16 protein-coding genes are annotated in these 22,513 nt (G+C 54.8%); 11 read left to right on the top strand and 5 right to left on the bottom strand.

Features of this window, described 5'->3' with window-relative positions; all coding sequences use genetic code 11:
* The first annotated feature begins 7 nt into the window (after positions 1–7).
* From tamA to C5523_RS24575, 4 genes are all read left to right on the top strand, one after another.
* Positions 8–1,741 (top strand): autotransporter assembly complex protein TamA, encoded by a 1,734-nt coding sequence (tamA, locus tag C5523_RS24590; RefSeq protein WP_039077768.1) that lies wholly within the window; start codon positions 8–10, stop codon positions 1,739–1,741.
* The gene (tamB, locus tag C5523_RS24585) at positions 1,738–5,514 is read left to right on the top strand and encodes an autotransporter assembly complex protein TamB (RefSeq protein WP_079497709.1); all 3,777 of its coding nucleotides are present in this window, start codon (positions 1,738–1,740) and stop codon (positions 5,512–5,514) included. The genes tamA and tamB overlap by 4 nt, the downstream gene beginning before the upstream one ends.
* A gap of 2 nt (positions 5,515–5,516) precedes the next feature.
* The gene (locus C5523_RS24580) at positions 5,517–5,861 is read left to right on the top strand and encodes a gamma-glutamylcyclotransferase (RefSeq protein WP_039077766.1); all 345 of its coding nucleotides are present in this window, start codon (positions 5,517–5,519) and stop codon (positions 5,859–5,861) included.
* 137 nt (positions 5,862–5,998) lie between these two features.
* Entirely contained in the window at positions 5,999–7,780 is a 1,782-nt protein-coding gene (locus tag C5523_RS24575) for a tetratricopeptide repeat protein (protein ID WP_108702160.1), read from the top strand.
* A 66-nt stretch (positions 7,781–7,846) separates the two neighbouring features.
* Here C5523_RS24575 and bla read toward each other — a convergent pair whose 3' ends face one another.
* From bla to ppa, 3 genes are all read right to left on the bottom strand, one after another.
* Entirely contained in the window at positions 7,847–8,701 is an 855-nt protein-coding gene (gene bla, locus C5523_RS24570; protein ID WP_108702159.1) for a class A beta-lactamase, read from the bottom strand.
* Between the two features lie 177 nt (positions 8,702–8,878).
* Complete coding sequence (locus C5523_RS24565; RefSeq protein ID WP_108702158.1) at positions 8,879–10,462, bottom strand: methyl-accepting chemotaxis protein; 1,584 nt, start codon at positions 10,460–10,462, stop codon at positions 8,879–8,881.
* 263 nt (positions 10,463–10,725) lie between these two features.
* Positions 10,726–11,256, bottom strand: a complete 531-nt coding sequence (gene ppa / locus C5523_RS24560; RefSeq protein WP_039077764.1) for an inorganic diphosphatase — start codon at positions 11,254–11,256, stop codon at positions 10,726–10,728.
* A 401-nt stretch (positions 11,257–11,657) separates the two neighbouring features.
* On the opposite strand from ppa, the gene ytfQ reads away from it, so the two are divergent.
* The 6 genes from ytfQ to C5523_RS24530 all read left to right on the top strand — a co-directional run bounded on the left by ytfQ (position 11,658) and on the right by C5523_RS24530 (position 18,511).
* Positions 11,658–12,614 carry a galactofuranose ABC transporter substrate-binding protein YtfQ gene (gene ytfQ, locus C5523_RS24555; protein WP_039077763.1) on the top strand — a complete coding sequence of 319 codons (957 nt, stop codon included), beginning with the start codon at positions 11,658–11,660 and terminating at the stop codon, positions 12,612–12,614.
* A gap of 122 nt (positions 12,615–12,736) precedes the next feature.
* Positions 12,737–14,239: a galactofuranose ABC transporter, ATP-binding protein YtfR gene (gene ytfR, locus C5523_RS24550; protein ID WP_039077762.1), complete on the top strand. Its 1,503-nt coding sequence runs from the start codon at positions 12,737–12,739 to the stop codon at positions 14,237–14,239.
* A gap of 10 nt (positions 14,240–14,249) precedes the next feature.
* Positions 14,250–15,275 carry a galactofuranose ABC transporter, ATP-binding protein YtfT gene (ytfT, locus tag C5523_RS24545; protein ID WP_107223524.1) on the top strand — a complete coding sequence of 342 codons (1,026 nt, stop codon included), beginning with the start codon at positions 14,250–14,252 and terminating at the stop codon, positions 15,273–15,275.
* A complete protein-coding gene (yjfF, locus tag C5523_RS24540; protein ID WP_039077760.1) occupies positions 15,262–16,263 on the top strand; it encodes a galactofuranose ABC transporter, permease protein YjfF in 1,002 nt (333 codons plus the stop codon). The genes ytfT and yjfF overlap by 14 nt, the downstream gene beginning before the upstream one ends.
* A gap of 108 nt (positions 16,264–16,371) precedes the next feature.
* Positions 16,372–17,937 (top strand): methyl-accepting chemotaxis protein, encoded by a 1,566-nt coding sequence (locus C5523_RS24535; protein ID WP_108702157.1) that lies wholly within the window; start codon positions 16,372–16,374, stop codon positions 17,935–17,937.
* 52 nt (positions 17,938–17,989) lie between these two features.
* Complete coding sequence (locus C5523_RS24530; RefSeq protein WP_039077758.1) at positions 17,990–18,511, top strand: DUF2569 domain-containing protein; 522 nt, start codon at positions 17,990–17,992, stop codon at positions 18,509–18,511.
* Between the two features lie 82 nt (positions 18,512–18,593).
* On the opposite strand, the gene fbp is transcribed toward C5523_RS24530, so the two are convergent.
* Positions 18,594–19,592, bottom strand: coding sequence for a class 1 fructose-bisphosphatase (gene fbp / locus C5523_RS24525; protein ID WP_039077757.1), 999 nt, complete (start codon positions 19,590–19,592; stop codon positions 18,594–18,596).
* 174 nt (positions 19,593–19,766) lie between these two features.
* On the opposite strand from fbp, the gene mpl reads away from it, so the two are divergent.
* Entirely contained in the window at positions 19,767–21,143 is a 1,377-nt protein-coding gene (gene mpl / locus C5523_RS24520; protein WP_039077756.1) for a UDP-N-acetylmuramate:L-alanyl-gamma-D-glutamyl-meso-diaminopimelate ligase, read from the top strand.
* Positions 21,144–21,247: 104 nt separating this feature from the next.
* On the opposite strand, the gene C5523_RS24515 is transcribed toward mpl, so the two are convergent.
* Positions 21,248–22,456 (bottom strand): aldose 1-epimerase family protein, encoded by a 1,209-nt coding sequence (locus C5523_RS24515; RefSeq protein WP_107223520.1) that lies wholly within the window; start codon positions 22,454–22,456, stop codon positions 21,248–21,250.
* Positions 22,457–22,513 lie beyond the last annotated feature (57 nt).

Here is a 22,513-nt window from a genome sequence, read left to right as displayed (position 1 = left end):
AGAGAACGTGCCAAAAATCCGTACTTTATGTTTTGCCGGTTTGTTGCTGGCAAGCCATAGCGCCATGTCGGCAAACGTCCGATTGCAACTGGAAGGGTTGACCGGAGCGCTGCAGAAAAATGTCCGCGCTCAGCTTTCCACCATCGAGAGCGATGAAGTGACGCCGGACAAGCGATTTCAGGCGCGTGTCGATGACGCCATCCGTGAAGGTTTGAAAGCGCTGGGATATTACGAACCCACTATCGAGTTCGAGCTTCGCCCACCGCCGGCGAAAGGGCGTCAGGTATTGATTGCGCGTGTCTCGGCAGGGGAACCGGTACGCATCGGCGGTACGGATGTGATCCTGCGCGGCGGTGCGCGTACCGATGAAGATTATATTGCATTGCTAAAAAAGCGCCCGGAAAAAGGCACTGTGCTCAACCACGGTGATTACGACGGTTTTAAGAAATCACTCACCCGTGTGGCCTTGCGCAAAGGCTATTTTGATAGCCACTACAACCACAGCCAGTTGGGCATCGCGCTTGACCGGCATCAGGCATTCTGGGACATCGACTATGACAGCGGACAGCGCTACCGTTTCGGAGATGTGACCTTCGAAGGTTCGCAAATCCGCGAAGAGTATCTGCAAAATCTGGTGCCGTTTAAAAAAGGTGATTATTACCAGACCAAAGATCTGGCGGAACTTAACCGTCGCCTGTCGGCTACCGGCTGGTTTAACTCCGTGGTGGTGGCACCGGAGTTTGATAAAGCCAGAGAAAGCAAAGTACTACCTTTAAAAGGTGTCGTCGCACCGCGTATAGAAAACACCATTGAGACCGGCATCGGCTATTCCACCGACGTAGGTCCGCGCGTTAAAGCCACATGGAAAAAGCCATGGATAAACTCCTATGGCCACAGCTTTACCACCACAGCCAGCGTCTCGGCGCCGGAACAACAGCTTGATTTCAGCTACAAAGTTCCGCTGCTCAAAAACCCGCTTGAGCAATATTATCTGGTACAGGGCGGTTTTAAGCGCACCGATTTAAATGATACCGAAGCGGACTCCACCACGCTTGCGGTCTCCCGTTACTGGGATCTCTCCAGCGGCTGGCAGCGCGCTATTAATCTGCGCTGGAGCCTCGACCACTTTACGCAGGCGAGCGTAACCAACACCACCATGCTGCTTTATCCGGGGGTGATGATCAGCCGTACCCGTTCGCGCGGCGGTCTGATGCCGACCTGGGGGGATTCCCAGCGTTATTCCATCGATTACTCCAGCACCGCCTGGGGCTCGGATGTGGAGTTTATCGTGATGCAGGCGCAAAACGCCTGGATCCGCACGTTATATGACCGCCACCGTTTTGTGGCCCGTGGCAACCTGGGGTGGATTGAAACAGACGATTTTAACCGCGTACCGCCGGATTTGCGCTTCTTTGCCGGGGGGGATCGCAGCATCCGCGGCTATAAATACAAATCTATCGCGCCGAAGGATGATGACGGCAAGCTGATCGGGGCCTCGAAAATGGCCACCGGATCGCTGGAATATCAGTACAACGTGACGGGTAAATGGTGGGGCGCGGTCTTTGTCGACAGCGGTGAGGCCGTGAGCGATATCCGCCGCAGTGATTTCAAAACCGGTACCGGCGTCGGGGTACGCTGGCAATCACCGGTTGGCCCGATCAAATTCGATCTGGCCGTTCCGGTCGGCGATAAAGACGAGCACGGATTACAGTTTTACATCGGTTTGGGGCCTGAATTATGAGTTTATGGAAGAAGATAAGCCTCGGCGTACTGGTGTTTATCCTGTTAGTGCTGGGGACGGTTATTTTTCTCGTCGGGACGACGAGCGGGTTACACCTGCTGTTTAAGGCCGCCAACCGTTGGGTTCCGGGGCTGGAAATCGGCCAGGTGACCGGCGGCTGGCGTGATTTATCGCTGAAAAACATTCGTTACGATCAGCCGGGTATCGCGGTGAATGCCGGAGAGTTCCATCTGGCGGTGAAACTGGGCTGCCTGCGTGACAGTAGCCTGTGCGTGAACGATATCTCGCTAAAAGATATCAATGTGGTCATCGATACCAAAAAGATGCCACCTGCCGCGCCAGTGAAAGAAGAGGATAACGGGCCGTTAAACCTTTCCACGCCGTATCCCATTACGTTAAGCCGCGTGGCCCTCAATAACGTCAATATCAATATTGATGACACGACCGTCTCCGTCATGAACTTCTCCTCTGCCCTGAACTGGGAAGAGAAAAACCTGACCCTGAAACCCACCTCGCTGAGCGGCCTGCTAATTGCCCTGCCGAAAGTGGCGAAGGTGGCGCAGGAACAAGTGGTGGAGCCGAAGGTTGAGAATCCGAAACCGGATGAACTGCCGTTGGGCGAATCCCTTAAGCAACTCTTCGCCAAACCGCTGCTGCCGCAGATGACGGATGTGCATCTGCCGCTCAATCTCAATATTGAAGAATTTCGCGGTGAGCAGCTTCGCTTAACCGGTGACACCGATATCACGGTCAGCAATATGCTGCTCAAAGTGAGCAGCATTGACGGCAATATGAAGCTTGATGCGTTCGATATCGATTCAAATCAGGGCACGCTTAATGCCACGGGCACGGCGACATTGCGGGATAACTGGCCGGTGGATATCACCCTCAACAGCACCCTGAATGTCGATCCGATGAAAGGCGAGAAAGTGAAACTCAAAGTCGGCGGCGAGGTGCGCAAACAACTGGAGTTTGGCGTCAACCTGTCCGGCCCGGTGGATATTGTTCTGCGTGGGCAAACGCAGCTTGCCGAGGCGGGGCTGCCGCTCAATCTGGACATCACCAGCGAGCAGCTCTACTGGCCGTTTACCGGTGAAAAACAGTATCAGGCCGACGACCTTAAGCTCAAGCTGACCGGTAAAATGACTGACTACACGCTGTCGTTCCGCACGGCGGTAAAGGGCCAGGACGTACCACCAGCCACCATCACTCTGGACGGTAAAGGTAACGAGCAGCAAATCAGCATCGACAAGCTGAGCGTAGCCGCGCTGGAAGGAAAAACCGAACTCAAAGCCTTGCTCGACTGGCAGCAGGCGATTAGCTGGCGCGGTGAGTTAACGCTGGACGGTATCAACACCGCAAAAACCTTCCCGGACTGGCCTGCAAAACTGAACGGGCTGGCGAAAATGCGCGGCAGTCTCTACGGCGGAACCTGGCAGCTTGATATCCCGGAGCTGAAACTCGCCGGGAACGTGAAACAAAATAAAGTCAGCGTTGACGGGCAGCTTAAAGGCAACAGCTATATGCAGTGGACCATTCCGGGGCTGCATCTGGAACTGGGACGCAACAAAGCCGATGTCAAAGGCGAACTGGGGGTAAAAGATCTTAACCTGGATGCCAACATCGACGCGCCAGGTCTGGATAACGCACTGCCAGGGCTGGGCGGGACGGCTAAAGGGCTGGTGAATATTCGCGGTACGGTGGATGCGCCACAGGTAATGGCGGATATCACCGCCAGCAATCTGCGCTGGCAAGCGCTGCGTGTGGCCCGTGTCCTGGTGAAAGGGGATGTGAAATCGACCGATCAACTTGCCGGTACGATGAATGTGCGGGTTGAACGCCTCTCTCAGCCTGGGGTGAATATCAGCCTGGCAACGCTTGCTGCCAAAGGTAGTGAAAAGCAGCACGAGCTTGAGTTGCGGGTGCAGGGTGAGCCGGTCGCCGGGCAGTTAAAACTGGCCGGGAGTTTTGATCGCAACGAACAGCGCTGGAAGGGCACTCTTAGCGATACACGCTTCACCACCCCCGTCGGGCCAGTTGCCCTGAACCGTGAAATCGCGCTGGATTACCGTAATCAGGAACAGAAGATCAGTATTGGACCACACTGCTGGACCAACCCGAATGCGGAGCTTTGCGTGCCGCAGACGATTGATGCCGGGGCGCAGGGACGTGCGGTAGTCAATCTGAACCGCTTCGACCTGGCGATGCTGAAACCCTTTATGCCGGATACCACCCAGGCCAGCGGCACATTCAGCGGTAAGGCTGATGTCTCGTGGGATGCCACCAAAGAAGGCTTGCCGCAGGGTGAAGTTACGCTGTCCGGGCGTAATGTCAAAGTGACCCAGGTAGTGAACGATGCACCGCTGCCGGTCGCCTTCGAAACACTGAACCTTAACGCGAAGTTGCAGAATAACCGTGCGGATTTAGGCTGGCTGATCCGTCTGACCAATAACGGACAGTTTGACGGGCAGGTGCAGGTCACCGATCCGCAGGGGCGGCGTAACCTTGGCGGTAACGTCAATATCCGCAATTTCTCGCTGGCAATGGCTAACGCCATCTTTACGCGCGGCGAGAAAGCGGCGGGTACGCTGAACGCTAACCTACGGCTCGGCGGAAATCTGCAAAGCCCGCAATTGTTCGGGCAGATGCAGCTCAACGGTGTGGATGTGGAAGGTAACTTCATGCCGTTCGATATGCAGCCCAGCCAACTGGCAATGAACTTCAATGGCACCACCTCGACCCTGCAAGGGGTGGTGCGGACCCAACGTGGACAGATTAACCTGAGCGGTGATGCGGACTGGAGCCAGATTAACAACTGGCGTGCCCGCGTGGCGGCACAGGGGAACAAGGTGCGCATTACCGTGCCGCCTATGGTGCGTCTGGACGTCTCCCCTGACCTGGTGTTCGAGGCTACGCCGACGCTGTTTACGCTTGATGGCCGGGTCGATGTGCCCTGGGCGCGGATCGTCGTGCATGATTTGCCGGAAAGCGCGGTTGGCACCTCCAGTGATGAGGTGATGCTCAATGCGGATCTGAAACCGGAAAAACCGAAAAGCGCGGCGATTCCGATTAACAGTAATTTGATTGTGCATGTCGGCAATAATGTGCGGATGGATGCTTTCGGACTGAAAGCGCGGCTGACCGGCGATCTGAAAGTGACTCAGGATCAACAAGGGCTTGGCCTTAACGGGCAAATCAATATTCCGGAAGGGCGCTACCACGCTTATGGTCAGGATTTGATTGTGCGTAAGGGGGAGCTGATTTTCTCCGGCCCTGTCGATCAGCCGCTGCTGAATATCGAGGCGATTCGTAACCCGGATGCCACCGAGAACGACGTGACCGCCGGGGTGCGTATTACCGGCACGGCAGATGAACCGAAGGCGGAGATCTTCTCCGACCCGGCGATGTCGCAGCAAGAGGCGCTCTCTTACCTGCTTCGCGGGCAGGGTCTGGAGAGCGGACAAAGCGATAGTGCAGCAATGACTTCAGCCTTAGTGGGCCTGGGGGTTGCACAAAGTGGTCAGGTTGTGGGTAAAATCGGCGAGACGTTTGGCGTAAGCAATCTGGCGCTGGACACCGAAGGGGTGGGCGACTCCTCCCAGGTGGTGGTCAGCGGCTATGTACTGCCGGGTCTACAGGTAAAATATGGTGTGGGTATTTTTGACTCACTGGCGACTCTCACGTTACGTTATCGCCTGATGCCTAAGCTGTATCTGGAAGCGGTGTCTGGCTTAGATCAGGCACTTGATCTGCTCTATCAGTTTGAGTTTTAGCAATGCGAATATTTGTCTACGGCAGTTTACGACGCAAGCAAGGCAACAGCCACTGGATGACCAATGCTCAGTGGCTGGGCGATTATTGCGTTGAAGATTATCAACTCTACAGTCTGGGGCACTACCCTGGCGCTGTACCGGGTGATGGCAGTGTGCTGGGTGAAGTTTACCGCATTGATGCGACAACGCTTGGCGAACTGGACGCGCTACGTACCGCTGGGGGCGAATATAAACGGCAGCTTATCCAGACGCCTTATGGCAGCGCCTGGATGTATGTGTACCAACGGCCGGTGGAGGGGAAAACGTTTATCCCTACCGGCAACTGGTTAGACAGAGACCAGTATTAATACAAACACGCCACCTTCGGGTGGCGTTGTTTTTCCTGAATACCTTCCTAAATAACCGTTTCCTTCCGCGATTTTTCTATATTGCCTGGTTGAGCCGTGCCATAAAACGCACTCACGCTTAACAAGGACGATATGGCATGAACAAATCTATTTTTGCATTGCTGCTGGTTGGCATGTTGACCATTTCCTCGCCGACCTGGAGCGCATCTTCATTTAACGATGTGCAGCAACGGGCGGAAAGCGGGGACGCGAAAGCGCAACTGGAGTTGGGATATCGTTACTTTCAGGGTAATGAAACGGCGAGGGATGTAGAAAAGGCCTTACGCTGGTTCCAGCGTGCGGCGCAGCAGGGGTACACTCCCGCAGAATATGTGATGGGCCTGCGTTATGCGAATGGCGAAGGCGTCGCGCAGGATTATGCACAGGCGGCACAGTGGTATCGGAAAGCGGCGGTGAAGGGATTGCCGCAGGCACAACAAAATCTTGCGGTGCTCTACCGGAAAGGGCATGGCGTTGCGGCGGATAGCCATGAGGCGGTGATGTGGCACCGTAAAGCCGCTGAACAGGGGTTGGCTAACGCACAATGCAGTATGGGATACGCGTATTTAGAGGGGGATGGTGTCGCTCAGGATTATGCTCTGGCGCTGGCGTGGTATCGCAAATCCGCTGAACAAGGGAATGCCGAAGCCTACAATCAGTTGGGCGTGATGTACGTTCAGGGATTGGGTGTTGAAAAGGATCCCGCTGTGGCGGCACAGTTGTACCGCAAAGCAGCAGAAAAAGGTTATGACGTCGCACAATCGAATTTGGGCAGTCTTTATTACAAGGGGAGTGGTGTCGAAAAGGACTACGGGCTGGCCAAACACTGGTATTTGAAATCGGCCGAACAAGGATTCGCAGCCGCACAAACTTCACTTGCCTCGCTTTATTATCATGGTGAAGGCGTTGAACAAGACTATGTGCAAGCCCGCGAATGGTATCGGAAAGCGGCGGAGCAAGGCGATGCAACTGCGCAGGAGAGTTTGGGGATTCTGTATGAACGTGGCCTGGGCGTCGAAAAAAATCTTCAACAAGCGGTAGCCTGGTATCGGCTGGCTGCGGCGCAGGGGGATGCCAGGGGGCAAATGAACCTGGGCACCATGTACCTTGACGGGAGCGGTGTGGAACAGAACTACGTCCTGGCGCGCAAGTGGTTTGGCAAAGCCGCAGAACAGGGAAATAGCGTCGCACAGCATCGCCTGGGTTATCTGTACGAGAAAGGCCTGGGGGGTGAAAAAGATGGGCCGCAGGCGCTGGCGTGGTATCAAAAATCGGCTGAACAAGGAAACGCCATCGGGCAGTTCCGCCTGGCCGAGCTGTATAGCAGCGGCACTGAGGGCGTCAAATACAATCGCGAGCAGGCCATTATCTGGTACAACAAAGCCGCAGAACAGGGCGATCTTCATGCGCAGGTGAATCTCGGTGCGCTGTACGGACATGGTACGAAAGAAGAGCAGCGTAAAGCCGTGGCGTTATACCGCAAGGCAGCCGAAAAGGGCTTTCGCATTGGTCAGTACAACCTCGGTTATGTCTACCTGCACGGAAAAGGGGTAGAGAAGGACGAAGCTCAGGCAGCGAACTGGGTGCGTAAGGCCGCTGAACAGGGGCTCAGCGAGGCACAGCTCCTGTTAGGGGAAATGTACCGGGATGGGCAGGGCGTTAAGCGCGATCGTGTGCAGGCGTGGGCCTGGTTTGATACGTCCTCAGCCAATGATATGAATCCCTTTGCGGCGCAAAACAGTATTTTTCTCGAGAAGAAAATGACCGCTGAGGAACGTGCGCAGGCGAAGGTACTTTCGAAACAGTACGTTGAGAAATACGCGCCGGAGGCCTGGGCGCGAATACAGAAGCTTAAGACTCAGTCTGCACCCATACAGTAATGAACTGGATGTGTGCCAACGCCACCTTCGGGTGGCGTTGTTTTTTGTCCTGCAGGCGTTGTCCGGTTACCAGTGCTTAATCAGCGATGCGCCGATGTCGGCGATTTTTTTGTTTCGTTCGTCCATGGTCGCCTGCGTTTCGGTGATGTAGATAACGACGATGCGGGCCGGTTTGCCATTAGGCCCCAGCGCGGCAACAATACCGCGAGAACCCCGTTCCCCCGCTCCCGTTTTATCGGCGATAAACCAGCCCGCAGGCATGACCGAGCGAATCAGCGGCCCACCGACTTTATCTGCTTCCATCCAGGCCATTAATTGCTGCTGTGATGCTGGTGTCAGTATCTTGCCGTTGAGAAGCTGGCGCAGCATCTGCGCCATGGCCTCAGGCGTTGTCGTATCACGCTCATCGCCAGGCAACGCTTCATTCAACGCGGTTTCCCATCGGTCGAGACGGGTGACCCGATCGCCCGCTTTACGCAGGAACGCCGTAAGTTCTGACGGTCCACCGATCGCAGACAGCAGCAGGTTGCCCGCCGTGTTATCACTCATTGTGATGGCGGCGCTGCACAGTTCGGCCACGGTCATCCCGTCGGTAAGGTGTTTTTCCGTTACCGGCGAATACGCGACCAGGTCCTGCTTACGATACTGTATACGACGGGCAAGCTGCTCCTGCCCGGCATCCACCCGCGATAAGACCGCGCCGCACAGTAGCACTTTAAAAGTACTCATCATGGGAAAACGTTCTTGTGGACGATAGCTGCCCAGCATCTGACCGTTGGCGAGGCTCAATTCAGCATAGCCCACTCGTGCGTTAAGCTGGTCCTCAGCTTTTTTTACGGTCTCCAGCGTGAGCGGGTGAGCAAAAGCGGGCAGGCAAAAGGCGGTCAGCAGGGAGATAAAGTGCAAACGAAACCGTGGCATAGAGATACGTTTCCTTGTGGTTATTTCGGGGCAGGGGGGCAATCACACAACGGTATGCATTGTAGAGGCATATGTTTACCAAAGCGTGATGAATTCGGGGATAAAGAATCGCACAGTCAATGAAAGCGGGGGAGATGCAGCGCCCTCCGACCCAAAGGCGAATGGCGCTGCTGCTGATTACGCGGCGTTTTGCCGCAATTTGAACTGGCTTACGGCTTCTAACAACTCTTCTGCCTGGCGCTGCATTTGATGCGCGGCAGCCGACGATTCCTGCGACAGCGTGGCGTTCTGCTGGGTTGCGGTATCCATATGCGTCACCGCCACGTTCACCTGATCGATACCGGTGCTCTGCTCTTTGCTGGCGGCGGAAATGGACTCCACCAGCTCGCTCACCTGCTGCACGCTACGCAAAATTTCGGCCATTGCGGAACCGGCGCTTTGTACCTGCGCGTTCCCTTCGGCGATACGGTTAACGGAATTGTCGATCAGGTTACGAATATCCCGCGCCGCAGAGGCAGAACGTTGCGCCAGGGCGCGGACTTCGGAGGCAACGACAGCGAAACCACGGCCTTCGGCACCCGCGCGTGCGGCCTCGACGGCGGCATTCAGCGCCAGGATATTGGTCTGGAAGGCAATACTGTCAATCACACCGATGATGTTATTAATCTGGCTGGAGAGCTGGTGGATGTCGCTCATGGTTTGCACCACGCGCTCCATGGCTTGCCCGCCCTGACCTGCGATAGTGAATGCGTCGCGGGCGATAGTGCTGGCAAAACGCGAGTTCTCGGCGTTGCTTTTCACCACAGAGGTGAGCTCCTCCATGGAGGCGGCCGTTTCTTCCAGCGCGCTCGCCTGCGCCTCGTTACGTGAAGAGAGTTCCCGGCTACCGGTGGCAATTTGCACCGATGCCGAGGCTATGGATTCCGTGCTGTGGCGAACACCGTGGACGATGCGGGTCAGGTTGCCGTTCATCTCCTGCAAGGCGTGCATCAGTTCGGCTGTCTCGTCGCGCCCGGTGATACTAAAGGTTGTCTGCAAATCACCAGAGGCCACCGTGCGGGCAACGGTAACGGCTTGTGCCAGCGGATGGGTAATGCTGCGCACCAGCCACCAGGTGATAATCCCACCGGCCAGCATGGTCAGCGCCATGGCGATCAGCAACATCAGGCGGGTTTGCTGATATTGCGCCAGGTTGCGCGCGTCCGTCTCCACGTGAATGGCATTGGCGTGTTTCAGCGTCCGCTCTACTACCTCGTCAATCATCCGTGTCGGCTCCCGGTCAATGCCGGTCACCAGTTTGTCGACGCGTTGGGCGCTGGTAGGGTCGCTCAGATCGTATTGCTGTAGTGCGCTCAGGTAGTGTGCTTCAAGCTCAGCATGGAGCTTGCGAGTCTGTTCAACCTGCGCGTTATCCATGCCAAGTTGTGGCAACATCGCGCTCAGTTTTTCCAGCAGTTGCTGCGTTTTTTGGCTCTGGGAAACAAAGGCGGCTTTGTATTTATCAAAAGTCTCTTGTCCCTGAGCGCCGCGTAGTAGCGTGTTCTTCCATTCCTGAACCTGGATTTTGAACTGCACCTGGGCGTTACGCGCGGTATCAATGCTCTCAACAAGCACCTTCTCCGTTGCCATCATTTTCTGATTTTGCCCAAAGCTGTCACTGTTTATCGCCAGCCCCCGCAAGCCGATAAACAGCGTTGCCAGCAGTAACAGTGTTGCCATCAGGCCGAGTCGTTGCCCAATTGTGAAGTGATTAAGTTTCATGTTGTTCCCCGGTGGAATGAAAGAGCACGGTCACAAAAGGGGTATCGACCCGCGTGGGACGGACTTTACAGAGGTCGGAAGGCGGTTGTGGGGCGGGTTTGGGTTATATCGTTCAAACGCATGGGAAAAGAATTTTGTGACATTTTTATGACAAATTAAGAAACGGGCGCTGAAAGGGCAGGAACAGAGAAGGACAGAGGAATAAGACATAAAAAAACCCTGTCCGCCGTTATTCGCGTTCAGGGTTTTTCAGATAAAACGGATTACTTCTTCGCAGCGCGCTCGAAGGAAGCAACGATTTCAGCTTTAGCCGCTTCAGCGTTGTCCCAACCGTCTACTTTCACCCATTTGCCTTTTTCGAGGTCTTTGTAGTGCTCGAAGAAGTGAGTGATCTGTGCTTTCAGCAGTTCTGGCAGGTCGTTCACATCTTTAATGTGATCGTACTCTTTGCTCAGTTTGGTGTGCGGTACAGCAACCAGTTTGGCATCTTCACCAGATTCGTCGGTCATTTTCAGCACGCCAACCGGACGGCAGCGAATGACAGAGCCGGGTTCCAGCGGGTACGGCGTTGGGACCAGCACGTCTACCGGGTCACCGTCCAGAGACAAGGTGTGGTTGATGTAGCCGTAGTTGCACGGATAGAACATCGCAGTGGACATGAAACGGTCAACGAACAGCGCGCCGCTGTCTTTATCGACTTCGTATTTGATCGGATCTGCGTTAGCCGGGATTTCGATAATAACGTAGATATCTTCTGGCAGATCTTTGCCCGCCGGGACGTTGAGTAAGCTCATGTTTGTTTCCTTTAAAATGTGTGGCAAACAAGTGCCGGGTATTATAGCCAACTCATCGGGAATGTCTTTGCTTGTTTTACATTGCGACACGCCTGACGCCTCCTTTTTTTTCTAAAAATGTAGCCGGATTATCCATAAAGATAGCTGCATCCTGAATAAAATTGTGAAAGCGATTACACTGCATGAATTAGACGTGGCTTTGAATGAAAATTTGTGTGTTTTCAAAGCATGATGCAGAGGCGATCGACCTTGCTCTTTTCGCGCGCCAGATCTCAACTGGCAACTAACAATTCATTCACTTTTCTGATTTGTGATGTAACGCATTCTGTTACATCTCCAATTGTCTATAGTTTTCCCGCAGGCGAAGTTGTAGCCAACAATAACCCTACGAGGATACACCTATGTGGAAGCGCTTACTTCTTGTCACAGCAGTTTCAGCAGCCATGTCGTCTATGGCGATGGCCGCCCCGTTAACCGTGGGATTTTCGCAGGTCGGATCAGAATCCGGCTGGCGAGCCGCCGAAACCAACGTCGCTAAAAGCGAAGCTCAAAAACGCGGTATTACCCTGAAAATTGCTGACGGTCAGCAAAAACAGGAAAACCAGATCAAAGCGGTGCGTTCGTTCATTGCCCAGGGCGTGGACGCCATCTTTATTGCACCTGTTGTGGCAACAGGCTGGGAGCCGGTACTGAAAGAAGCGAAAGATGCAAAAATCCCGGTATTCCTGCTCGACCGCTCAATTGATGTGAAAGATAAATCCCTCTATATGACCACCGTGACCGCCAATAACGTGCTGGAAGGGCAACTCATTGGTGACTGGCTGGTGAAAACCGTCGCCGGCAAACCGTGTAACGTGGTTGAACTGCAGGGCACCGTAGGCGCGAGCGTGGCGATTGACCGTAAGAAAGGCTTTGCCGATGCCATTTCTAAAGCGTCCAACATCAAAATCATTCGTTCTCAATCCGGCGACTTCACCCGCAGTAAAGGGAAAGAGGTCATGGAAAGCTTTATCAAAGCGGAGAACAACGGCAAAAACATCTGCATGGTTTATGCCCATAACGATGACATGGTGATCGGTGCCATTCAGGCCATCAAAGAAGCAGGTCTGAAACCGGGCAAAGACATCCTGACGGGCTCTATTGACGGCGTGCCGGATATCTACAAAGCGATGATCGACGGTGAAGCCAATGCCAGCGTCGAACTGACGCCGAACATGGCCGGGCCGGCGTTTGATGCGCTGGAAAAATACAAAAAAGACGGCACCCTGCCTGAGAAGCTGACCATCACCAAATCCACGCTCTACCTGCCGGATACGGCGAAAGAAGAGTTAGAGAAAAAGAAAAACATGGGCTACTAATGCCTTTATCGCTCTGCCCCTCACCCCAGCCCTCTCCCCGGAGGGGAGAGGGTGTCGACGGGCTGGCACTATCTATCCCCTCTCCCCTCCGGGGAGAGGGTCAGGGTGAGGGGGAGAAAACAATGACCACCGAACAACACCAGGAGATCCTCCGTACAGAGGGGCTTTGCCAGTACTTCCCGGGCGTTAAAGCGCTGGATAACGTCAATTTCAGTCTGCGTCGGGGCGAAATCATGGCGTTACTCGGTGAAAACGGTGCGGGAAAATCCACGCTGATTAAAGCCTTAACGGGCGTCTACCATGCAAACAGCGGCACCATCTGGCTGGAAGGCAATGAAATCCGGCCTAAAAACACCGCCCATGCGCAGCAACTGGGCATTGGTACGGTGTATCAGGAAGTCAACCTGCTGCCGAACATGTCGGTAGCGGATAACCTGTTTATTGGACGCGAACCGCGTCGTTTCGGCTTTATATGTCGCAAAGAGATGGAAAGACGCGCCACCGAGTTAATGGCGTCTTATGGCTTTTCCCTCGATGTGCGCGAGCCGCTCAACCGTTATTCCGTCGCCATGCAGCAGATTGTGGCGATCTGCCGTGCCATCGATCTTTCTGCCAAAGTGCTGATCCTGGATGAACCCACCGCCAGCCTGGATACCCAGGAAGTAGAAATGCTCTTCACCCTGATGCGCCAGCTCCGCGCGCAAGGGGTTGCGCTGATTTTCGTGACCCACTTCCTGGACCAGGTTTACGAGGTGAGCGACCGCATCACGGTTCTGCGTAATGGCAGCTTTGTTGGCTGCCGCGACACGCGAGAACTGCCGCAAATTGAGCTGGTAAAAATGATGCTGGGACGCGAACTGGACAATAACGCCCTGCAACGTGCGGGACGTACCCTGTTGAGCGAAAAACCCGTCGCGGCATTTAAAGGCTTCGGTAAGAAAGGGCTGATAGCACCGTTCGATCTGGAGGTTCGTCCCGGTGAGATCGTAGGCCTGGCCGGGCTATTGGGTTCCGGGCGCACCGAAACCGCCGAGGTTATCTTCGGGATTAAGCCCGCCGACAGCGGCAATGCGATGATCAAGGGTAAGCCCCAGACGCTGCGCTCACCGCATCAGGCCTCCTGCCTCGGTATCGGTTTTTGCCCTGAAGACCGTAAAACGGACGGCATTATTGCCGCCGCCTCCGTGCGGGAAAATATCGTTCTCGCGTTGCAGGCGCAGCGCGGCTGGCTACGGCCAATTCCCCGGCGCGATCAAAACGCCATTGCGGAGCGCTTTATCCGCCAGTTAGGGATCCGTACGCCGAGTGCGGAACAGCCGATTGAGTTTCTCTCCGGCGGCAACCAACAGAAGGTGCTCCTTTCCCGCTGGCTGCTGACCAAACCGCAGTTCCTGATCCTCGATGAGCCAACGCGTGGCATCGACGTCGGGGCGCATGCGGAAATCATCCGCCTGATTGAAACGTTGTGCGCGGACGGCCTGGCGCTACTGGTTATCTCTTCGGAACTGGAAGAGCTGGTGGGCTACGCTGACCGGGTAATTATCATGCGCGATCGCAAGCAAATAGCGGAAATCCCGCTTGCTGAGCTGTCGGTCCCGGCGATCATGAATGCCATTGCGGCATAAGGAGTACAGTGTGATGCCTCAATCACTCCCGCAAACCGGGCAGCCGAAGCGCCGCTTTAAGTGGCCTACAGGGACGCCACAAATACTGGCGCTGATTCTGGTGCTCGTGGTGGATAGCCTGGTGGCGCCCCATTTCTTCCAGATTGTGTTACAAGACGGCCGCCTGTTCGGCAGCCCGATTGATATTCTCAACCGCGCCGCGCCCGTGGCGTTACTGGCCATTGGCATGACGCTGGTGATCGCGACCGGGGGGATCGACCTTTCCGTTGGTGCGGTTATGGCCATCGCCGGGGCGACCGCCGCGTCAATGACCGTGGCCGGATACGGCTTGCCGATAGTGCTGCTTGCCGCGCTGGGGACGGGGATCCTCGCCGGTCTGTGGAACGGCGTTCTGGTGGCGGTTTTAAAGATCCAGCCATTCGTCGCCACGCTGATTTTGATGGTGGCCGGACGCGGGGTGGCGCAACTGATTACCTCCGGGCAAATCGTCACTTTCAACGCGCCCAATCTGGCCTGGATTGGTAGCGGTAAGCTCTTGCTGTTCCCGACACCGGTCATCATCGCACTGGCCACACTGGTTATCTTCTGGCTGTTTACCCGTAAAACGGCGCTCGGCATGTTTATTGAAGCGGTGGGGATTAATATCCGCGCGGCGAAAAATGCCGGGGTGAATACCCGCACCGTGGTGATGCTGGCCTATGTACTAAGCGGCGTATGTGCGGCTATCGCCGGGGTGATTGTGGCGGCGGATATCCGCGGGGCTGATGCCAACAACGCCGGTCTGTGGCTTGAGCTGGATGCCATCCTCGCCGTGGTGATTGGTGGCGCATCGCTCATGGGCGGGCGCTTTAACCTTGTGCTGTCGGTGGTAGGGGCACTGATTATTCAGGGCATGAATACAGGAATTTTGCTCTCCGGCTTCCAGCCAGAGCTTAACCAGGTGGTGAAAGCGGTGGTGGTGCTGTGCGTACTGATTGTTCAGTCGCCGCGCTTTATCGCACTGATTAAAGGAGCGCGCGGTCATGATAAAACGTAATTTACCGCTGATGATCACTCTGGGCGTGTTTATCCTGGGTTATCTCTATTGCCTGACGCAGTTTCCCGGTTTTGCGTCCACACGCGTCATTTGTAATATCCTGACCGATAACGCCTTTTTGGGCATTATCGCTGTCGGTATGACCTTTGTGATTCTGTCCGGCGGGATAGACCTCTCCGTGGGCTCGGTGATTGCTTTTACCGGGGTATTTTTGGCGAAAGCCATTGGCTTCTGGGGGATATCGCCGCTGGTTGCCTTCCCGCTGGTGCTGGTGATGGGCTGTGCGTTTGGCGCGTTTATGGGGCTTTTGATCGACGCGCTGAAAATCCCTGCATTCATCATTACCCTGGCCGGGATGTTCTTTTTACGCGGTGTCAGTTATCTGGTCTCCGAAGAGTCGATCCCGATTAACCACCCTGTCTATGACACTCTGTCCGGCCTGTCGTGGCTGATTCCCGGCGGTGGGCGCCTGAGCGCCATGGGGCTGCTGATGTTAGGGGTCGTGGTCATCGGGATTTTCCTTGCCCACCGTACCCGTTTTGGCAATGAAGTGTATGCCATTGGCGGCAGTGCAACGTCGGCGAACCTGATGGGGATCTCAACGCGCAGCACTACCATTCGTATTTATATGCTCTCGACCGGGCTGGCGACGCTGGCAGGCATTGTCTTTTCTATCTACACCCAGGCGGGATACGCGCTGGCCGGTGTGGGGGTTGAACTGGATGCGATTGCCTCGGTGGTCATTGGCGGTACGCTGCTGAGCGGTGGTGTGGGCACGGTACTGGGTACGCTGTTCGGTGTAGCGATTCAGGGGCTGATCCAAACCTACATCAATTTTGACGGAACATTGAGTTCCTGGTGGACCAAAATCGCGATCGGCATTTTATTGTTTATTTTTATCGCGTTACAACGTGGTCTTACGGTGCTGTGGGAGAATCGGCAGAGCTCGCCTGTTACACGCGTTAGCACAGCGGCAACAAGGCAGTAACACATTGAAATAATTAAAAAGAAGTAAAGTTTTTCCGGTGGCGGTCGATAACCTGCCAATGAGGCTTATTTTACGCCTGAAAGAATCTCTGCTACCGGAAAAACTATCATGCTCAGAACGCTCTCGCTTCGTACTGGTTTGCTTTCCCTTCTCGCTATTATGACTTTCCTGCTGCTGGTGGTGAGCGGCATGGGAATTTATGCCCTCAGCAAAAGCTCCTCCTCCCTGGAACGAATTAGCGTTCTGCAAGGTGAGAAGATGGCGCGCCTCAATGAAGGCTATACGCAAATTCTGCGTGCGCGTAATGAGTCGGGCCAGGCTGTACGCATGATGGAAGTTGGTCTGCTCGCCGATGCAGGCAGTGCAGTCAAAATCATTAATAGCGAAATTGAGCAGGGGCGTAAATCGCTCGATAGCGTCATTAAAGCGGGCGTGGATGACGAGCAGGGCGCAGCGTTGCTGGCTCAGGTTGCGAAAAGCTACAGCGTATATCTGGACCAGGGCATTAAGCCGATGCAGGCAGCGTTAAACCAACAAAGCGCGGATGCCTATTATGATCTGCTGGAGAACAAATTAGTTCCGGTTTCCCGGCAGTTTGATAACGATATTCAAGCGTTTCTTAGCTGGGGCGAAAACCGTGGTAAAGCTGAGGTCAGCGCGGTCCAGACCAGCAAAAATTTTGTGATGATGCTGATTGTCGTCGTTGCACTGGCCGCAGCGGGCATTATCGTGCTGGCCTGGCTGGCAATGCGCCATATGCTGCTTAAACCGCTGAATGCGTCGATTGTCCAACTGGAGCATGTTGCCGCCGGAGACCTGGCATCCGTTAGCGTCAGTACCGCCAGTAAAGAGTTCAACCGCCTGAATGCGGCGATTGAGAATATGCGTCATTCGCTCATTAACTCCGTTACCCGCGTGCGTGATGCCAGCTCGCAAATCGATACGGGCAGCCGTGAATTGTCGCTGGGTAACGTCGACCTGGCGCAACGTACCGAATCAACGGCAACGTCGCTGGAGCAGACCGCCGCCAGCATGGAACAGATCACCGCCACGGTGAAACAGAATGCGGATAACGCCGACCAGGCGCATCAACTGGCGAAATCGGTGTCTGATACTGCCGATCGCGGCAGTGAAATGGTCTGCTATGTGATTGAGAAAATGCGCGATATTTCAGACAGTTCCAGCCGCATCGCCGATATCCTCAGCATGATTGACAGCATCGCCTTCCAGACCAACATCCTGGCGCTGAACGCCGCCGTTGAAGCGGCTCGTGCAGGCGAGCAAGGGCGCGGCTTTGCCGTGGTGGCAGGCGAAGTGCGTAACCTGGCAAGCCGCAGCGGTGATGCGGCCAAAGAGATCCGCCAGCTCATCAGTAGCTCTCAGGCCCATGTGTCCGAAGGCAGCGACCTGGCGATGCAGGCAGGCGAAACGATGGATGAGATCGCGTCCGAAGTTATGCGTATGACCAAATTGATGCGTGAAATTGCCAGTGCGTCGCAGGAACAGAGTCGTGGTATTGAGCAGGTAAATATCGCAGTCAGCCAGATGGACGAAACGGCACAGCAAAACGCCTCGCTGGTGCAGCAATCTTCCGCCGCGACCCGCTCGCTGGAAGAGCAGTCCCGCGAACTGCTGGAGGCGATGGCCTCTTTCCGTTTGCAGCCAACTGCATAATAATTAACCCCGCGCAGGTTCGCGCGGGATTTTTTATACAGGGTAAGGATTGATGGACACACAGGAAGAGATCAGAAAACACATTTGTATTCAGTGTGATAACGAAGCGCTTAAGGGCAGCGATTACTGCGAAGCGTGTGAGGCCAAAGAATTTAAGAAAATTGGTGGCTGGTTGTATCTCCCCGCGCTGGGGCTGCTTGTGGCGTTAGTGTTGAGTATTTTTGCCATTAACAATACCGCGCGTGCCTTGCTTGAATTCAGCAGTAGCTTTACCACCAGTGGGCTTGCGGTCATTTACTTTGAGCTTTTTGGGTTTATCGGGCAATTCCTGCTCGTTATTTATGTGGGCAGTCTCTTTCTGCGCAAAAAGCGCCAGTTACCGGTTACTTACATCATTTTTCTTCTTTACGGCGTGGTGTTTGTGGGCGTGGATTTGTGGCTGGCGAACGCGCTGATGAACCTTCCATTTGGCTATGACGATGCACGCTCCCTCATTCGCGCGATCGTGGCTTGCTGTATCTGGATACCCTATTTCCGCATGTCTGAACGTGTAAAACGGACTTTTGTGCATTAATCAAAAAAACCGGATGCGGCATCAATGCCTTATCCGGTTATAGCCCGGGTACGCGAAGCGCACCCGGGACCAGATGCCGAACTTACGCGTCCGGGAACTCACGCATAAGACGTTCTACATCATCCACCATGTGCTCATTGCCAACGAAGAACGGGCGGCGCTGGTGCAGACTTTGCGGCACGATATCCAGAATACGGTTTTTACCGTCACTCGCTTTACCGCCAGCTTGTTCCGCCAGGAACGCCATCGGGTTGCACTCATACAGCAGACGCAGTTTCCCTTCCGGGTGGCTCGCGGTGCTCGGGTAGAGGTAGATCCCGCCTTTGAGCAGGTTACGATGGAAGTCCGCCACCAGTGAGCCGATATAGCGCGTGGTGTACGGGCGCTGAGTGGACTTATCTTCTTCCTGACAGAACTTGAGATACTTCTTCACGCCCAGCGGGAATTTGATGTAGTTGCCTTCGTTGATGGAGTACGTGGTTCCTTTTTCCGGGAAGCGCATACGCTCCTGGCACAGGCAGAACACACCCAGGGACGGGTCATAGGTGAAGGCATGTACGCCACAGCCGGTGGTGTAGACCAGCATGGTGGACGAGCCGTAAACCACATAACCCGCGGCAACCTGCTTATTGCCAGGCTGCAGGAAATCTTCTTCGGTGACAGGTGTGCCTACCGGCGTAACACGACGGTAGATAGAGAAGATGGTACCGACAGAAACGTTAACATCGATGTTGCTGGAGCCGTCCAGTGGATCCATGAGCACAACATATTTCGCGTGTTCGCAGCCTTCGAAAACGACGATTTCGTCCTCTTCCTCAGAGGCAATACCCGCGACAATATCGCGCGCACGCAGCGCGGCTTTCAGTTTTTCATTGGCAAACAGGTCGAGTTTTTGTTGCACCTCACCCTGGACGTTCTCGGCGCCACTGGCACCCAGGATATCAACCAGACCCGCTTTGTTGATATCTCGATGGATGATTTTGGCACCCAGTTTTATTGCCGAGAGCAGTGCAGTCAGCTCACCGGTAGCATGGGAAAATTCATGCTGCTTTTCGACAATAAATTCACCTAACGTTTTCATACCCTGTCCCTACATTTTATATGGAGTAATGTGACTGCAACAATATTAACAAAGATTCAAATGTTAGCGCACAGGTGAATCGCGCCAGCACAATACGGATTATCCTTAAATGCATTTCCGTCGTGTGAGACAAGAGGGTAAAATGTGCGCCGTAGATAAGAAGGATAGAGACGAATGCGCATTCATATTTTGGGGATTTGTGGCACCTTCATGGGTGGGCTGGCGCTGCTGGCGCGCTCACTGGGTCATGAGGTAACGGGTTCGGACGCCAATGTGTATCCGCCGATGAGCACCCTGCTCGAGAAGCAAGGCATTGAACTTATTCAGGGTTACGACGCCAGTCAGCTTGATAACGCGCCGGACCTGGTCATCATTGGCAACGCCATGACGCGCGGGAATCCGTGTGTTGAGGCGGTGCTGGAAAAAAACATTCCGTATGTTTCAGGCCCGCAATGGCTGCATGACTTTGTGTTGCGTGACCGTTGGGTGCTGGCAGTGGCGGGCACACACGGCAAAACGACCACGGCAGGCATGGCGACCTGGATTCTGGAAGCCTGCGGTTATAAACCCGGATTTGTCATTGGCGGCGTGCCGGGCAACTTCGAGGTGTCTGCTCGCTTAGGGGAAAGCCCGTTTTTTGTCATCGAAGCCGATGAATATGACTGCGCGTTTTTCGATAAGCGTTCGAAATTCGTCCATTACTGCCCGCGTACGCTGATCCTCAATAACCTTGAGTTCGATCATGCGGACATTTTCGACGATCTGAAAGCGATCCAGAAACAGTTCCACCACCTGGTGCGTATCGTACCGGGGCAGGGCAAGATCATCTGGCCTGAAAGCGACATCAACCTGAAACAGACTATGGCGATGGGTTGCTGGAGCGAGCAGGAGCTGGTGGGCGAACAGGGACACTGGCAGGCAAAAAAACTGACCACCGATGCCTCTGAATGGGAAGTGCTGCTGGACGGTGAATCTGTTGGTCAGGTGAAGTGGGGTCTGGTCGGCGAACACAATATGCATAACGGTCTGATGGCGATTGCCGCTGCCCGTCATGTGGGGGTTGCGCCAGCCGATGCTGCCGATGCGTTGGGCTCGTTCGTGAACGCCCGTCGCCGCCTTGAACTGCGCGGTGAAGCCTATGGTGTCAAGGTTTATGACGATTTCGCGCATCACCCGACGGCGATTCTGGCGACGCTGGCTGCCCTGCGCAGCAAAGTGGGGGGAACGGCGCGCATTATTGCGGTGCTGGAGCCGCGCTCAAACACCATGAAAATGGGCATCTGCAAGGACGATCTGGCGCCTTCTCTGGGGCGTGCCGATGAAGTCTTCCTGTTGCAGCCTCAGCATATTCCGTGGCAAGTGGCGGAAGTGGCTGACGCGTGCGTGGTCCCTGCGCACTGGAGTGGCGATGTCGACGCGCTGGCAGAGATGATCCTCAAAACCGCCCTGCCTGGCGATCACATTCTGGTGATGAGTAATGGCGGGTTCGGCGGCATCCATCAAAAACTGCTGGACGGGCTGGCGAAAAAAGCCGAAGCGGTCGCAGAGTAATTGAGCGGCCTCGCTTTCGACCAAAGAGCGGGATTGCTTAGACATTGAGATGAGATGTTCAGGAAACCGCGCCATCTGATGGGAATGGCGCGGTTTTTTTATGCTTACTCTTTGGCGATTGGCGTGTCGATGATCTGCGGTGCTTTAGCTCCCTGAATATCAGCGACGCGTTTTTCCACATCCTTCACCTGGCTTGCGTTGTGCAGCAGGGTGTAGGTCAGGTCGAAACGGGTGCTCTGGCCCGGTTCCAGTTTCTTCACGCGTTTCTGTTCGCGTTCAATGGTCACCGGATAGGCGTAGCTGGTACCCGGTTCAATCCCCGTCACATAGCCCTGTTTCAGGGTGTCGGTATTTTTCCACAGCGTCAGCACCGGCAACTGCTGGGTGTTAAAGCTGATGGCCGCCCCTTTATCACCGGCTTTGTTAATTACCGCCGCCACGGTCTCTTTACGTGCGTCAGACAGCGGCTTGAAGTTAAAGACCATTTCATCGAAGCCTTTGGTCGGCCCGCTATAGGTTTGCCAGTTTTTCAGCCCGGCTTTGGCGTAATCGTTGAACGGGCTGACGCTCTCAACAGGGGCGATAAAGCGCGCGCCCTCTTCCAGAATCGGCGTGCCGAAGTTGCTGTGGTAGATGATTTGGTAATCGTGCGCGTAATCAGCATGGTTGGTCAGCACGTCATGCAGGGTAAAGCTGTTGCTGCCCGGAATATAGCTCAGCTCCATTTCGGTTTGCAGATCGGCTTTTTTGAAGGTGCTCTCTTTTACCAGCCCACGAATGCGAATTTCATACGGCGCTTTCTCGCTGACATCCACGGAAACCTGTGAGGCCGGGGTGTTGCCCACTTTGCCGTGCAGGGTATAAATCTGCCCGTCAGCGGTGACCGGATGGCCGGTCCATTCATAGCCGCAGCGCACCAGCATTTCGTTGAATCCTTCCAGCCACCCCAGACCATTGCGGCTTTCCAGGTTCATATACGCCGGGTTAACCACCTCTTTTACCGGTGAATCCCAGCCCATCCGCACGCCAAAACCTTCTACACGAAGCAAATTCATGCCGCGAGTCGGACTCAGGGTGATTGTCAGGCCATTCTGGCTGCTGATGGTGATGATTTTACTGCCTTCCTGCTTGCCGCCGTGCAGGACTTTTTGCTCAATGCTGAAAGTCTGATCTTTAATTTTCAGCTGCTGGCTGGTGACCTGCCAGTTTCCTTGTTCTACGCCGCTTTCAGCGCTTGTCAGCAACCATGTTTTTGCACAGACGTTGCCAGAAATAAGCAGAGCGAGGGTTGATAACACCAGGGCTTTCTTCATTTTTATTCCTTTTTTGCTGAATCGATTATTTTCATGACCCCTGAAATCTAATAATTG

Source organism: Phytobacter sp. SCO41, from assembly GCF_003073275.1.
Taxonomy (GTDB): Bacteria; Pseudomonadota; Gammaproteobacteria; order Enterobacterales; family Enterobacteriaceae; genus Phytobacter; species Phytobacter diazotrophicus.
This window is presented reverse-complemented; position numbering and strand designations above follow the sequence as displayed.

Excerpts from the sequence above, each read along its gene's own strand:
- ytfR (WP_039077762.1), top strand. The coding sequence starts at position 12,737 with ATGACCACCGAACAACACCAGGAGATCCTCCGTACAGAGGGGCTTTGC.
- C5523_RS24580 (WP_039077766.1), top strand. The coding sequence starts at position 5,517 with ATGCGAATATTTGTCTACGGCAGTTTACGACGCAAGCAAGGCAACAGC.
- C5523_RS24575 (WP_108702160.1), top strand. The coding sequence starts at position 5,999 with ATGAACAAATCTATTTTTGCATTGCTGCTGGTTGGCATGTTGACCATT.
- mpl (WP_039077756.1), top strand. The coding sequence starts at position 19,767 with ATGCGCATTCATATTTTGGGGATTTGTGGCACCTTCATGGGTGGGCTG.
- fbp (WP_039077757.1), bottom strand. The coding sequence starts at position 19,592 with ATGAAAACGTTAGGTGAATTTATTGTCGAAAAGCAGCATGAATTTTCC.
- tamB (WP_079497709.1), top strand. The coding sequence starts at position 1,738 with ATGAGTTTATGGAAGAAGATAAGCCTCGGCGTACTGGTGTTTATCCTG.
- yjfF (WP_039077760.1), top strand. The coding sequence starts at position 15,262 with ATGATAAAACGTAATTTACCGCTGATGATCACTCTGGGCGTGTTTATC.
- ppa (WP_039077764.1), bottom strand. The coding sequence starts at position 11,256 with ATGAGCTTACTCAACGTCCCGGCGGGCAAAGATCTGCCAGAAGATATC.
- C5523_RS24565 (WP_108702158.1), bottom strand. The coding sequence starts at position 10,462 with ATGAAACTTAATCACTTCACAATTGGGCAACGACTCGGCCTGATGGCA.
- C5523_RS24515 (WP_107223520.1), bottom strand. The coding sequence starts at position 22,456 with ATGAAGAAAGCCCTGGTGTTATCAACCCTCGCTCTGCTTATTTCTGGC.
- ytfQ (WP_039077763.1), top strand. The coding sequence starts at position 11,658 with ATGTGGAAGCGCTTACTTCTTGTCACAGCAGTTTCAGCAGCCATGTCG.
- C5523_RS24535 (WP_108702157.1), top strand. The coding sequence starts at position 16,372 with ATGCTCAGAACGCTCTCGCTTCGTACTGGTTTGCTTTCCCTTCTCGCT.
- C5523_RS24530 (WP_039077758.1), top strand. The coding sequence starts at position 17,990 with ATGGACACACAGGAAGAGATCAGAAAACACATTTGTATTCAGTGTGAT.
- bla (WP_108702159.1), bottom strand. The coding sequence starts at position 8,701 with ATGCCACGGTTTCGTTTGCACTTTATCTCCCTGCTGACCGCCTTTTGC.